Source organism: Aeribacillus sp. FSL M8-0235, from assembly GCF_038000355.1.
Classification (GTDB): domain Bacteria; phylum Bacillota; class Bacilli; order Bacillales; family Aeribacillaceae; genus Aeribacillus; species Aeribacillus composti.
The window spans coordinates 2,187,545-2,200,987 of sequence record NZ_JBBOBW010000001.1; the positions used below are offsets into that span (position 1 = coordinate 2,187,545).

The 13,443-nt window shown below is 41.6% G+C and carries 12 protein-coding genes; all 12 read right to left on the reverse strand.

The window, feature by feature from the left end; genetic code table 11:
* Positions 1-6: 6 nt before the first annotated feature.
* The gene (rpsP, locus tag NSQ71_RS10520) at positions 7-279 is read right to left on the reverse strand and encodes a 30S ribosomal protein S16 (protein WP_063388430.1); all 273 of its coding nucleotides are present in this window, start codon (positions 277-279) and stop codon (positions 7-9) included.
* A gap of 96 nt (positions 280-375) precedes the next feature.
* Complete coding sequence (gene ffh, locus NSQ71_RS10525) at positions 376-1,716, reverse strand: signal recognition particle protein (RefSeq protein ID WP_066246533.1); 1,341 nt, start codon at positions 1,714-1,716, stop codon at positions 376-378.
* An 11-nt stretch (positions 1,717-1,727) separates the two neighbouring features.
* A complete protein-coding gene (locus tag NSQ71_RS10530; RefSeq protein WP_063388432.1) occupies positions 1,728-2,060 on the reverse strand; it encodes a putative DNA-binding protein in 333 nt (110 codons plus the stop codon).
* Between the two features lie 94 nt (positions 2,061-2,154).
* Positions 2,155-3,138, reverse strand: a complete 984-nt coding sequence (ftsY, locus tag NSQ71_RS10535; RefSeq protein ID WP_340733929.1) for a signal recognition particle-docking protein FtsY — start codon at positions 3,136-3,138, stop codon at positions 2,155-2,157.
* A gap of 15 nt (positions 3,139-3,153) precedes the next feature.
* Positions 3,154-6,720, reverse strand: a complete 3,567-nt coding sequence (gene smc, locus NSQ71_RS10540) for a chromosome segregation protein SMC (protein ID WP_340733930.1) — start codon at positions 6,718-6,720, stop codon at positions 3,154-3,156.
* 86 nt (positions 6,721-6,806) lie between these two features.
* Positions 6,807-7,547 (reverse strand): ribonuclease III, encoded by a 741-nt coding sequence (gene rnc, locus NSQ71_RS10545; protein ID WP_063388435.1) that lies wholly within the window; start codon positions 7,545-7,547, stop codon positions 6,807-6,809.
* A 113-nt stretch (positions 7,548-7,660) separates the two neighbouring features.
* Positions 7,661-7,894 (reverse strand): acyl carrier protein, encoded by a 234-nt coding sequence (locus NSQ71_RS10550; RefSeq protein WP_063388436.1) that lies wholly within the window; start codon positions 7,892-7,894, stop codon positions 7,661-7,663.
* Between the two features lie 63 nt (positions 7,895-7,957).
* Positions 7,958-8,701: a 3-oxoacyl-[acyl-carrier-protein] reductase gene (gene fabG, locus NSQ71_RS10555; protein ID WP_339209938.1), complete on the reverse strand. Its 744-nt coding sequence runs from the start codon at positions 8,699-8,701 to the stop codon at positions 7,958-7,960.
* Between the two features lie 2 nt (positions 8,702-8,703).
* The gene (fabD, locus tag NSQ71_RS10560) at positions 8,704-9,645 is read right to left on the reverse strand and encodes an ACP S-malonyltransferase (RefSeq protein WP_340733931.1); all 942 of its coding nucleotides are present in this window, start codon (positions 9,643-9,645) and stop codon (positions 8,704-8,706) included.
* 2 nt (positions 9,646-9,647) lie between these two features.
* A complete protein-coding gene (gene plsX, locus NSQ71_RS10565; protein WP_339192948.1) occupies positions 9,648-10,649 on the reverse strand; it encodes a phosphate acyltransferase PlsX in 1,002 nt (333 codons plus the stop codon).
* Complete coding sequence (gene fapR, locus NSQ71_RS10570) at positions 10,633-11,235, reverse strand: transcription factor FapR (RefSeq protein ID WP_063388440.1); 603 nt, start codon at positions 11,233-11,235, stop codon at positions 10,633-10,635. The genes plsX and fapR overlap by 17 nt, the downstream gene beginning before the upstream one ends.
* A gap of 93 nt (positions 11,236-11,328) precedes the next feature.
* The gene (gene recG, locus NSQ71_RS10575) at positions 11,329-13,374 is read right to left on the reverse strand and encodes an ATP-dependent DNA helicase RecG (RefSeq protein WP_340733932.1); all 2,046 of its coding nucleotides are present in this window, start codon (positions 13,372-13,374) and stop codon (positions 11,329-11,331) included.
* Between the last annotated feature and the right edge of the window lie 69 nt (positions 13,375-13,443).

Here is a 13,443-nt window from a genome sequence, read left to right on the forward strand (position 1 = left end):
CACACATTATTTACTATATTTCGCATTGTGGAATTTTTCCATAATCCCTTGTTTCGAAAACAGGTTACGAACAGTGTCAGACGGTTTTGCACCGTTTTGAAGCCACTTAAGAGCCAATTCTTCGTCAATTTTCACTTCAGCAGGATCCTTTACTGGATTGTACGTACCGATCGTTTCAATGAAACGTCCATCTCTAGGAGAACGGGAATCAGCTACAACAATGCGATAAAATGGAGATTTTTTTGCACCCATGCGTTTTAAACGAATTTTAACTGCCATATTTTTTTACACCTCCGAAATATTTTCAACAAAATAGAATATTATCAATGATCAAAAAGTTTGTAAAGTGTTTTTTCTTAACAGAATAAATTTTTATTACATAAAAGGAAATTTAAATCCTTTTCGCTTGCCTTTTGTCATTGAAGTCATTTGCTTCATCATTTTTTTCATTTCTTCAAACTGCTTTAAAAGCCTGTTTACTTCCTGGACAGAAGTACCGCTCCCTTTAGCAATCCGTTTTCTTCTGCTTGCATTAATAATTTCCGGCTTCTCTTTTTCTTCTTTTGTCATGGAGCGGATGATCGCTTCAACGTGGCTTAGCTGCTTTTCATCAACTTGAATGTTTTTCAAGCCTTTCATTTTCCCTGCACCAGGCAGCATGGAAATCAACTCATCAAGAGGACCCATGTTTCTTACTTGTTCAAGCTGCTCTAAAAAATCATCGAAGGTAAAAGACATCGTCCTCATTTTTTCTTCCAGCTGCTTTGCTTTCTCCTGATCGACGTTCTCTTGAGCCTTTTCGATCAGGGTCAAGACATCTCCCATTCCTAATATACGCGATGCCATTCGTTCGGGATGAAACGGTTCGAGCGCATCCAGTTTTTCGCCCATCCCGGCAAATTTAATCGGAGCACCTGTTGCCGCACGAATGGAAAGCGCAGCACCGCCACGTGTATCCCCATCAAGCTTTGTCAAAATAACACCGGTAATGCCAAGCTCATCATGAAAGCTTTTTGCCACATTGACGGCATCTTGTCCAGTCATGGCATCGACAACGAGAAAAATCTCATCAGGATTTGCAGCTTCCTTCACCTGCTTTAATTCATCCATCAGATTTTCATCGATATGCAAGCGTCCGGCTGTATCAATGAGAACATAATCATGATGCTCATTTTTGGCATATTCCAGCGCCTGTTTGGCTATTTCAACAGGACTTACCTTGTCGCCGAGTGAAAATACAGGCATGCCAAGCTGCTTTCCTAATGTTTCTAATTGTTTAATGGCTGCAGGACGATAAATATCAGCTGCAACAAGAAGCGGGTTTCGGTTATGTTTTTTTCGCAAGTAGTTGGCAAGCTTTCCAGTCGTAGTCGTTTTCCCTGCACCTTGAAGGCCCGCCATCAAAATCACCGTCGGCGGCCGTTTGCTTACGGCAATTTTGCTCTGCTCGCCGCCCATCAGCTCGGTCAGCTCTTCTTTCACTACTTTGATAACTTGCTGGCCTGGTGTCAAGCTTTTCATGACTTCCTGGCCAACAGCCCTTTCGCTGACTTTCTTAATAAAGTCTTTGACGACTTTATAGTTGACGTCCGCTTCCAAAAGAGCAAGACGAACTTCCCTCATCATTTCTTTGACATCCGCTTCAGAAACCTTTCCTTTGCCGCGGATTTTAGCCATCGTGTTTTGCAGTCGGTTGGCTAATCCCTCAAAAGCCATGGCGGCTCCTCCTAATCCAGTTTTTCCAAAAGATGAAGTAGTCGGTCAAATTCTTCCTTCATTTCCGATTGGAAAGGCAGACCTTTCAGCTTTTCAATTATTTTTTTACGCTCTTGAAATTTCTTGAACAGCTGAAGCTTCTGCTCGTATTCCTCCAGCATCATTTCCGTCCGTTTTATGTTGTCGTACACTGCCTGGCGGCTGACGTTGTATTCTTCAGCAATTTCACCTAGGGAGTAATCATCCAAGTAGTACAGAGACATGTAACTTTTTTGCTTTGGCGTCAACAACGACTGATAAAAATCAAATAAATAATTCATCCTCGTTGTTTTTTCAAGCAACATCAACACCCCCTGTTGTTAAGTGAATTGCCTTTACATGTTTTTAGTGTATCGATTCTAACTGTAGATGTCAAGTTTTTTTCTTAACACAATTACGTTACGCTTCATCTACTAAATCGGCAAACAGCCCATAAACATATTTCTCTGCATCAAATTTCTCAAGATCGTCCATTTTTTCGCCAAGCCCCACCAGTTTTACAGGAATGTTCAGCTCATTTCGAATGGCTAGAACAATTCCTCCCTTCGCAGTGCCGTCCAATTTTGTCAAGGCAATTCCAGTGACATTTGTCGCCTCCGAAAACTGTCTTGCCTGGCTCATTGCATTTTGTCCGGTTGTCGCATCAAGGACAAGCAGCACTTCATGCGGAGCACCTGGAATTTCCCGTTCGATAACCCGCTTTACTTTCTCAAGCTCTTTCATTAAATTCATCTTATTTTGAAGCCGTCCAGCAGTATCACATAATAAGACGTCTACTTTTCGAGAGCGAGCGGCCTGAATGGCGTCATACACGACGGCAGCAGGATCAGAGCCTGCCGATTGTTTAATCACATCTACGCCAACCCGATCCCCCCAAACTTCCAGCTGTTCGATGGCGCCTGCTCGGAACGTGTCGCCGGCAGCAAGAAGGACAGATTTTCCTTCTTCTTTTAATCGATGTGCAAGCTTTCCGATCGTCGTCGTTTTTCCAACACCATTGACGCCAACAAACAATACGATGTTTAACCGGCCGTCTTCAATGTTTAAATCGGTAGGAGCGCCGTCTTCTCCTTGGTAAATTTCAACAAGCTTTTCGGAAATGGCAGCGCGCACTTCCTTCGGTTCTTGAATGTTTCGCCTTTTCACTTCCATTTTCAATTCATCGATGAAGTCCATGACCGTTTGAACGCCGACATCGGCAGTAATCAAAATTTCCTCTAATTCCTCGAAAAATTCTTCATCAACCTTTCGATAGCGCGAAACAAGTTCATTTAAGCTTTCTGTAAAAGAGCTTCTCGTTTTTTCAAGCCCTTCTTTAAATTTTGCCGTTACTGAATCCTTCTGCTTTGAAATTTTTTCTTTTAATTTCTTAAAAAAACTCATTTATTTTTCTTCCTTTCACGACGATTTCACATATCTAACTGTATCTTCCAAGCGGACGGATACAACTTTTGACACTCCCGATTCTTGCATTGTCACACCATATAAAGCATCCGCTTCTTCCATCGTCCCTTTCCGGTGGGTGATGACAATAAATTGAGTATTCTCACTGAAACGCTTCAAAAATTTAGAAAATCTTTGAACGTTTGCTTCATCCAATGCCGCCTCTACTTCATCGAGAACACAAAACGGAACAGGACGTACCTTTAATATGGAAAATAGAAGGGCAATTGCAGTCAAAGCGCGTTCGCCTCCGGACAGCAGGCTTAAATATTGCAGTTTTTTCCCTGGAGGCTGAGCAATAATGTCCACTCCGGTGTTTAACAGATCGTCGGGATTTGTCAAAATTAAATCCGCTTTTCCGCCTCCGAACAGTTCTTTAAAAACGATATCGAATTGAGAACGTATTTTGGCAAACATTTGGGAAAACTGCTTTTTCATTTCTTCATCCATTTCGGCGATGACTTTAAAAAGAGTTTCTTTTGCATTCAATAAATCGTCCCTCTGTTCTGTTAAAAACTCATGCCGTTCACGCACCCGCTCGTACTCATCAATTGCCCCTAAGTTTACGGTTCCAAGCTCTTCTAATGCCAGTTTAATCAGCTTTACTTTTTTCTTCGCCTCTTCTTTCTCCATCTGTAAAGGAAAGCGGGCCTTTGCTGCTTCAAAAGTTAGCTTATACTCATTTTGCAAATAATTCAAGAGCTGATCAAGCTCCACATCCAGCCTGTTTAATTTCACTTCTTCATCTTTTAGAACGTCCGTCAGTTGTTTATGAGCGCGCTTCAGTTCTTTCCATTCTTTTTCTTCTCGTTCCAGCTCTTCTTGCATGCTCATTCGCTGGCGTCTGCGGGATGCGATCAATTCAATTGTTTTATTTTTGTCCTCCAGCTTCTCCTTTTTTATTTCTTCCAATTGGATTTCACCTGAGTGGTCGCGGTCGATTTCATCCAATAATAGTTGTAAATCTTTTTCCGCCTCTTTCTTTTTTTGATTCGCCAGATGATATTCTTTTTCAAGGCGTGCTAATTGTTCCTTACTATTTTTAAAGGATTCCTCTTTTCCTGCAAGAATAATTTTGAGCTCTGTTATTTCCTGCATCCATTCTTCCTTTGATTTTTGCTGTTTCTCCTTCTTCTCGGCCAGCTGACGAATCTCTGAATCTAGCTGTTGTATTTGTCCTTCCATTTGTTCGATGGAGGACAGCAATTTTGTTTTTCTTTCATCTAGCTTCTCCTGTTCTTCTACATAGGCGATTTTTTCAGCATCGTAAAGCTTCAAATGATCATTAATATTTCGCTCTTTTAATTCAATTTCCCTCAAGCTGCCCTTCAAAGCTTGCTCTTCCATTCGCAAAGAAGATCCTTCTTCCCGCAGATCATCAAGTTCTTTCTCTTTTTTGGCAATCGATTGCTTCAGATTTTTTACTTCTTTTTCGAGCAAAGCTGTCTTTTCTTCCATTTCCGCAATTTTGTCGCGAATCGACTCAAGCTCTCGGTTTTTGGTAAGGAAAGAAGGTGATTTCTGCTTCACCGCTCCTCCTGTCATCGATCCGCCTGGATTGACTACATCGCCTTCAAGCGTAACAATTCGGTGCGAGTACTGAATTTGTTTGGCAATCGCATTTGCCCCTTCCAACGTTTTTGCAATAATAACGTTTCCTAACAGATTTTCTATGATCGGCTTATATGCTGATTCATATTCCACGAGTTGAGACGCTATCCCGATAAAATCAGGATGGCTTTCTGCAATCGAAAGCTGATATTTCGGGATTGAGCGGCCTTTGATGACAGATAAAGGAAGGAACGTCGCTCTGCCGAATGCATTTTTCTTCAAAAACGCAATCGCCTGTCTTGCCGATTCTTCATCGTCAACGACTATATGCTGGCTTGCCGCGCCAAGAGCAATTTCAATGGCTGTTTCATATTCATGTTTCGTTGTCAACAGCTCGATAGCAGCACCATGTATGCCTTTTAGCTTGTTTTTTGCTTTTAAAACTTCACGGACACCCTGGAAGAAACCGGTATAATCCTCCTGCATCGCCTCTAGCATTTCTTTTTTTGATTTTGCTTTTTGTAAATATTGATATGCTTGATAAAGCAGCGATTCCTTCTTTTCATATTGTTGTTTTAGGCTTTCCAACGTTTTTAAGCCTGTATGATAAGAGGAAAGCTGATTTTGCAATGTTTTTCCGATTTTAGAAAGCTGTGCTTCTATTTTCCCTTTCTCTTTTTTCAGCTCTTTTCTTTCGGAAATATATTTTTCGTTTGCCTCGTCTAAGCGGTCTGCTTTGACTTTTCGCAAGCTTAGCTGCTCCTCAATATAATTGATTTCATTTCGAGCGCTTGCCAGTTCATTTAATTTTTCAAAATAGTCACTTTTTAGCTGCTCAAGCTTTTCCTCGATGTTTCCATCCAGGCTTAGCAGCTCGTTTTCTTTTTTTTGCAGGAAGGATTTTAGTTCTTTTACTTCTTTTTCGCATGTTTCATAGACGCTTTTTTGCTCTTCTTTTTCTTTTAATAATTGATTTATTTGTTCAGTCAGCTCAGCGATTTGCTCTTTCAACTGCTGTTCGTTTTGCGCCGCATGTTTTTTTCTTTCTTTTAAAACTTCTTTTTTCCCTTCAAGCTTCTCCAGTTCTTCGCTTGCCAAAAGAAGAACTTGCTGCAAATCATTGATTGATTCATCCAATGCACTGATTTGATCCCGCATTTCTTCCAGATTCGCTTCTTTTTTTTGTATTTGCGATGTCAGCTCTAGTTCGCGATCGCGATTTTCTTCGACCGAACGCTTCAATGCTTCCCATCTATCATGAAGCTCTTCAATTTCATGCGCGAGAAGAGCGACCTCATGCTGCTTCAGTTCTTCCTTTTTATCCAAATAATCCTTTGCAATAGATGCCTGCATTTTAAGGGGCTCAATTTGCGCATTCAGTTCATATAAAATGTCTTGAACTCTATTTAAATTTTCTTCAGTTTCAGCAAGTTTTATTTCAGCTTTCTTTTTTCGGGTTTTATATTTTAGCACACCAGCCGCTTCTTCAAAAATTGTCCGCCGATCTTCCGGTTTCGCGCTTAAAATTTCTTCAACCTTTCCTTGGCTGATAATTGAAAACGCTTCTTTTCCGAGACCGGAATCCATGAACAGGTCGATAATATCTTTTAAGCGGCAAGATTGCTTGTTTATAAAAAATTCACTTTCTCCAGAGCGGTAAACTCTTCTTGTCACACTTACCTCATGATAATCGATCGGCAAAAACTGATCGCCGTTATCAAGAGTTAAAGTGACTTCCGCCATATTTAAACGTTTGCGAGTATCGCTTCCAGCAAAAATAATATCCTCCATTTTGGATCCTCTTAATGATTTTGCTGATTGCTCCCCAAGAACCCATCGAATAGCTTCTGTTATATTCGATTTTCCGCTCCCATTTGGGCCGACAACAGCGGTAACACCGCCAGCAAAATCAACGCTGATCCGATCTGCAAAAGATTTAAATCCTACGATATCTAAACGTTTGAGGAACATGGTGATCCCCTTTCATTCCAAATAAGTCTTTCCTATTTTACCATAACAAAAAATGATCGGAGCAATATCAATAAAAAATCCCCCGTTTATTTTTGGGGGAATTCGCCTAATTTTTGCAATCCTTGTTCAGCTGCATGCTGTTCTGCTTCTTTTTTGGAACGGCCCACTCCTGAACCGATCACCTCTCCGTTTAAAGATACGGTTGCAACAAATTCTTTATTATGAGCGGGGCCTTTTTCTTCCAAAATTTTATAATCCAAAACACCTTTTCCGTCACGCTGAATAAGCTCTTGCAATCTGCTTTTAAAATCCATCACATGAGAAAAAGCACCTTCGTCGATTTTCGGGAAAACGACCTTATTTAAAAAAGAAGTGACTGACTCAAGACCTTGATCCAAATACAAAGCGCCGATAAATGCCTCAAAGACATCAGCTAAAAGAGCTGGACGACCGCGCCCCCCAGTCATTTCCTCTCCTTTTCCGAGCAAAACGAGTTCGCCAAAAGAAAGCTCGTTGGCAAAAGTAACAAGCGATGGCTCGCAAACAATGGCAGCTCTCAGCTTTGTTAAATTGCCTTCAGACATTGTCGGATATTTTTTATACAAGTACTCCGAAACCGTCAGCTCCAATACTGCATCACCTAAATATTCCAGCCGTTCATTGTCTTCATACGGTTTTTTGCGATGCTCATTCACATAGGATGAATGTGTAAAAGCCTGAAATAAGAGCTTTTCATTCGTGAACGTAATGCCGATTTTTGCTTGGAAATCACGAAACTTTTCTATTTTTTTAAAAAAATTTTTTTTTAAATTTGTTTTGTTAGGCATACGTTACCTCCATTTTCTAAACAAATGAAACAACCTCTACTTTATGTTAACAAAAAAAGGGATGAAAAGGGAGAAAGCCCCGCAAAGATACGGGACTTTTTAAAAACATGCAATTATAGTTTACTCTGTATGTAATTAACTGCATCCCCTACAGTCACAATTTGTTCCGCTTCTTCGTCGGAAATTTCCATGCCGAACTCATCTTCTAATTCCATAACAAGTTCAACAACGTCTAGGGAATCAGCGCCGAGATCGTCTTTAAAAGAGGATTCAAGCTTTACTTCAGATTCATCAACTCCGAGACGGTCGACGATGATCTTCGTAACACGCTCCAATACATCTGCCATTACTTTCACCTCCCTCCAGTATTATAGAAGATTTGTCTTCATATTACTACAACGAATTCAAAATTAATACATGACCATTCCGCCGTCGAGACAAAGTGTTTGCCCTGTCATATAGGAGCTTTTATCAGAAGCAATGAATGTTACCATATTGGCAATATCATTCGGCTCGCCGAAACGTCCGAGCGGAATTTGTTTGAGCATTTCATTTCTTATTTGTTCAGGAAGCTGATCCGTCATATCGGTTGAAATAAAACCTGGCGCTACAGCATTTACTGTAATATTTCGGCCCGCCAGCTCCTTCGCAGTCGTCTTCGTCAGTCCGATAATCCCGGCTTTAGCCGCTACATAGTTTGCCTGGCCAGCATTACCAGCTATACCGACGATCGATGCGATGTTGATGATCCTGCCGGAACGCTGCTTCATCATTTGTCTTGTGACCGCTTTTGTACAATTGAAAACGCCTTTTAAATTTATGTTGATCACGTCGTCCCATTCTGATTCTTTCATTCGCATAAGCAAATTATCTTTCGTGATTCCGGCATTATTTACAAGAATGTCGAGACGGCCGAATCGTTCGATTACTTCATTGACCATGCTGTTTACTTCATCAGCATTTGCAACATTAGCGCGAATGGCAAAAGCTTTCCGTCCTAAGGATTCAATTTCTTCTACCACTTCATTGGCTTTTTCCTCATTACCAGAGTAATTTACAGCAACATCCGCGCCATTTTTGGCAAGATCAATAGCAATCGCTCGGCCGATTCCGCGGCTTCCTCCCGTTACAAGGGCCGTTTTCCCTGAAAGCATAATCATACCTCCTTTATGTCATGAACAACTGCTTCTAATGATGACAAATCAAAAATATTGTATGTTTTAACGCTGCGATCCACCTTTTTGACAAGACCTGTCAGAACTTTTCCAGCACCGATTTCAATAAACGTTGTCACCCCTGCTTGAATCATCGACCGTACACTTTCTTCCCATCGAACAGGAGAATAAAGCTGTTCAATCAAAAGGCTCTTGATTTCATCTTTATTTTGAACAGGAGCAGCAGTCACGTTTGCGATGACAGGAACGGATGCATCTTGAATGGTCACTTCATCAAGCACTTTGGACAGCTCGCTGGCAGCCGGCTTCATCAATTCAGAATGAAATGGACCGCTTACTTCCAGCGGGATTACCCGCTTGGCGCCCTTTTCTTTAGCAAGCTCCCCAGCTCTTTGTATTCCTTCTTTTGTTCCAGAAATAACGATTTGCCCGGGACAATTTAAATTTGCCAGTTGTACTAGTGTGCCTTCATTCGAGATTTGTTTTGTTATGTTTTCAAGTTCTTCCTGCACCATACCTAAAACGGCAGCCATGGATCCTTCTCCTGCAGGAACCGCTTTTTCCATCAGTTCACCGCGCTTTCTTACAACATAGACAGCATCTTCAACTGTCATGACGTTTGCCGCCACTAATGCTGTATATTCACCCAGGCTGTGTCCGGCAACATAATCAAAAACGACTTCATACTGTTTCAATGCTTCAAAAATCGCAGCGCTTGTCGTCAGCAGTGCAGGCTGTGCATTGTATGTTAACGTCAATTCTTCTTGCGGACCGTTGAAAATAATAGAAGTTAAATCAAAGTCTAAACGTTCATTTGCTTTTTGAAAAATTTCCTTGGAAATGGGAACTTGATCAAAAAAATCTTTTCCCATACCGACTTGCTGAGAGCCTTGTCCCGGAAACAGAAGAGCAGTTTTCCCCATTGTCAATCCCCTTTCAATTGCATGTTCTGAATCGTTTCTTCTATCGTTGAAGATACGGAGTTCGCCACTATTTCCCGAGCCTGGCGAATAGCATGAAAAATAGCCAGCTCATCGGATGAACCGTGGGCTTTGATCACCGGTGCTTTCAGCCCGAATAAGCAAGCCCCGCCATGCTCTGAATAATCCATTTTTTTCTTTAGTCCTTTTAATTTCGGCTTCAAAACAGCTGCAGCAATTTTCGCTGTAAAAGAGCTTGTCAACGCCTCTTTCATCATGGCAAATACCGAAAGTGCTGTGCCTTCAATGGCTTTCAAAGCAATGTTTCCTGAAAAACCGTCCGTTACTACAACATCAGCCGCTCCTTTCAGCAGGTCGCGCGCTTCTACATTGCCGACAAAGTTGATCGGCGATTGAGACAGAAGTTGAAAAGCCTGTTTAGCTAATTCGTTCCCCTTTTTTTCCTCCGTTCCAATGTTGAGCAAGCCAACTCTCGGAGATTTGATCCCTCTCACCTTTTCTGCATAAACGGAGCCCATGATTGCATACTGCTGCAGATGTTCCATTTTCGCATCTGCATTAGCGCCGACATCGAGCATCACAAAGCCTTTTCCATCAAGGGTCGGCAGTGTTGGTGCCAGCGCCGGCCGGTCGATGCCGTTTATACGGCCGATAATAAACAGACCGGCAGTCATAAGCGCGCCTGTATTCCCAGCTGAAATGCAGGCATCCGCCTTTTTGTCGCGAACTCTTTCAGCCATAATGACCATCGACGCATTTTTTTTTCTGCGCACAGCCCGAACAGGTTCGTCGTCATTTTCAATTTTTTCTTCTGTATGAAAAATAGAAATGTTTGTATGTCTACCTTCTAACAATGGAGTGATCAGCGACTCATTTCCGATTAATTCAATTTCCAAATCAGAAAATTCATCAAGCGCTCTTAATGCTCCTTTTACAACCGCTTGAGGCGCGTTGTCTCCCCCCATTGCATCAATGGCTATCTTCATGTTTTGCCCCTTCCTTTTTAGATTGATTCGCAGATCTGAACATTTCAAATTCACCTGAAAAAACGAGTTCGTTGCCGACATAGCTGTTTACTTCAACAAACGTGCGGCCTTTATCTCGGTCAATGCGAGTGACTTTTGCTTTTGCGACAACGCGCTCATTTTCTTTTACTTGCCGTGTGAAACGGATTGTCGCTTTAGCCGTTAATGCCAATTCATCATCAATGCAAGCGACGGCAAGAGAGTTCGCTTGTGCAAATAGATGATGGCCGCGTGCAATTTGATTTCGGCTAAAAACATGCTCTTTTTTAACATCAAAAATCGAAATAGCTGATTTATCGAGCTCAAGATCAATAATTTCACCGATCACTTCATCAATCGGAAGGGATTTGACTTCATCTTCAAGTTTTCGTTCAGCGACATGCTTGATTCGTTCTCTTAATTCCGGGATCGACAGTTCTAGTCTGTCCAAACGGATGGTTTGGACGCTGACACCAAATTTTTCAGCTAATTCTTCATCTGTAATAAAAGGCGTTTCTTGAATTGTTTCCAACAATAAACGCTGTCTTTCCTTTTTACTGCGTCTCATTTTTTACACCGTCCGACTAGTATTAAGACTAGGTACTAATAACAAGTATATAATCAAAGAAATAAGTTTGCAACAATGAATTCTTTTTTTTGGCTAATCCAGCTTCCCTCCGCTCAACACTCCGGAAGCCTCTAAATCATCGCGGAGCGGCGCAAATTGTTCATCCTTCCAAAAAGCATCAGACTGAATCAGTTGGGCAGCGTCAGATCTCGCAGTTTCAAGCGCTCTGTAATCATGGACCATGTCGGCGATTTTAAACTCTGGTATGCCGCTTTGTTTTTTGCCGAAAAAATCTCCTGGACCTCTAAGCTCCAAATCTTTTTCAGCTAAACGGAAGCCGTCATCTGTTTCCGTCATAATTCTCATTCTTTCTTTTCCTATTTCTGATTTCGGATCTGAAAGCAGTATGCAATAGGATTGCAAGTTTCCCCGGCCAACTCTTCCTCTCAGCTGATGGAGCTGGGCAAGACCAAACCGCTCCGCATCGTAAACTAACATGACCGTGGCATTCGGTACGTTTACGCCCACTTCCACTACTGTCGTGGAGACAAGAACTTGCACTTTATTTTCGCTAAAATCCATCATCACCTGATTTTTCTCTTCTTGTGACATGCGCCCATGCAAAAGGCCGATTTGAATTCTGCCCTGATAAAATTGAGTTAATTGACTGTGCACTGTCACAGCATTTTCAACATCCAAATTTTCCGATTCTTCAATTAACGGACAAATCACATACGCTTGATGGCCCTTTTTCACTTCTTTTTCAATAAATATTAGAATTCGGGTTAACATTTCCGGCCGAACCCAATATGTTTTTACCTTCTTTCTTCCGGAAGGCATTTCATCAATGATGGAAACATCCATTTCGCCAAATGCAGTTATAGCAAGAGTTCTTGGAATAGGAGTTGCCGTCATAAATAACACATCTGGGAATTCTCCTTTTTCCCGCAATATTCTTCGCTGATTGACGCCGAACCGATGCTGTTCATCCGTAATCACAAGCCCTAAACGGCAAAAATTCACTTCCTCCTGAATAAGGGAATGCGTCCCTATGATCATGTTAATGTCCCCGGATTTCAACTGAAGAAGCAGTTCTTTTCGTTTTTTCCCTTTGATTGAGCTTGTTAATAAAGCGATGCGGACAGACGTATGCGAAAAAAGATTTGACAATGATTTCGCATGCTGCTCAGCTAAAATTTCCGTTGGAACCATCAATGCCGCTTGATAGCCGCTTAACACAGCGGCATACATCACAATGGCAGCAACTGCGGTTTTCCCTGATCCAACATCTCCTTGAAGAAGGCGGTTCATCCTGTAGGGTGAAGACATATCGGATAAAATTTCCGAAACGACACGCTTTTGTGCGTTTGTTAATGAAAAAGGAAGCGTGTCGATAAAGGATTGCAATTCTTTTCGATCAAAATGATGAGAAATTCCTCTTGAGGAAGACCTGCGAAAATGTTTAATCGCCTGCATTTTCAATTGAAATAATAAAAATTCTTCATAAACAAATCTTCTTCTTGCCTGTTTCAGTTCATCAGCATTTTTGGGAAGGTGCATGGCTCTTACCGCTTCTTCTTTCATCGGCAATTTATATCGCTTCCTGAGCATTTCCGGCAAATTTTCTGGAATAAAACTGGAATACGACTGGATGGCGGTCCTGATAATCCGTTTTAGCTCTGAAACAGTCAGCTTTCCGCGGACTGAATAAACGGGTTCTACTTCTTGATTTTGCTTATGAGGCCCAAAATGAATCTGTTGAACATTGACAGTTTGCCGATTGCGGTCCCAAATGCCAGAGACGGTAACAACCTGATTAATGGCAAGCTTCTGTTTGTAATATGGTCTATTAAAACAAACTGCAGTGACAACATAACGGCCGACAAGCAGGCGAAAGGAAAGACGCGACCGCTTCTTTCCGTAATAGGTCAGCAATGGCTCGCTGTAAACCTTTCCTTCGACTGTCACTCTTTCTTTATGCTTCACTTCAGCAAGATCCTTTAAACGGTTGTCTTCATAGCGATTAGGAAAATAATAAAGCAAATCAGAAACAGTATGTATTCCCATATCATGCAGCAAACGTTCTGTTTGTTCTCCTACCCCTTTAACCGCTGTGACCGGTTGTAGCAATTGGTTCATGTTCTGTTTGCAGCTTTGAACTTAGCTGCGGGAAACCTCCTTTAAAACCGTTTGAAATATCGATATTTA

Coding starts and splice junctions, on each gene's coding strand:
- rpsP (WP_063388430.1), bottom strand. CDS start 279: ATGGCAGTTAAAATTCGTTTAAAACGCATGGGTGCAAAAAAATCTCCA.
- ffh (WP_066246533.1), bottom strand. CDS start 1,716: ATGGCTTTTGAGGGATTAGCCAACCGACTGCAAAACACGATGGCTAAA.
- NSQ71_RS10530 (WP_063388432.1), bottom strand. CDS start 2,060: ATGTTGCTTGAAAAAACAACGAGGATGAATTATTTATTTGATTTTTAT.
- ftsY (WP_340733929.1), bottom strand. CDS start 3,138: ATGAGTTTTTTTAAGAAATTAAAAGAAAAAATTTCAAAGCAGAAGGAT.
- smc (WP_340733930.1), bottom strand. CDS start 6,720: ATGTTCCTCAAACGTTTAGATATCGTAGGATTTAAATCTTTTGCAGAT.
- rnc (WP_063388435.1), bottom strand. CDS start 7,547: ATGCCTAACAAAACAAATTTAAAAAAAAATTTTTTTAAAAAAATAGAA.
- NSQ71_RS10550 (WP_063388436.1), bottom strand. CDS start 7,894: ATGGCAGATGTATTGGAGCGTGTTACGAAGATCATCGTCGACCGTCTC.
- fabG (WP_339209938.1), bottom strand. CDS start 8,701: ATGCTTTCAGGGAAAACGGCCCTTGTAACGGGAGGAAGCCGCGGAATC.
- fabD (WP_340733931.1), bottom strand. CDS start 9,645: ATGGGGAAAACTGCTCTTCTGTTTCCGGGACAAGGCTCTCAGCAAGTC.
- plsX (WP_339192948.1), bottom strand. CDS start 10,649: ATGAAGATAGCCATTGATGCAATGGGGGGAGACAACGCGCCTCAAGCG.
- fapR (WP_063388440.1), bottom strand. CDS start 11,235: ATGAGACGCAGTAAAAAGGAAAGACAGCGTTTATTGTTGGAAACAATT.
- recG (WP_340733932.1), bottom strand. CDS start 13,374: ATGAACCAATTGCTACAACCGGTCACAGCGGTTAAAGGGGTAGGAGAA.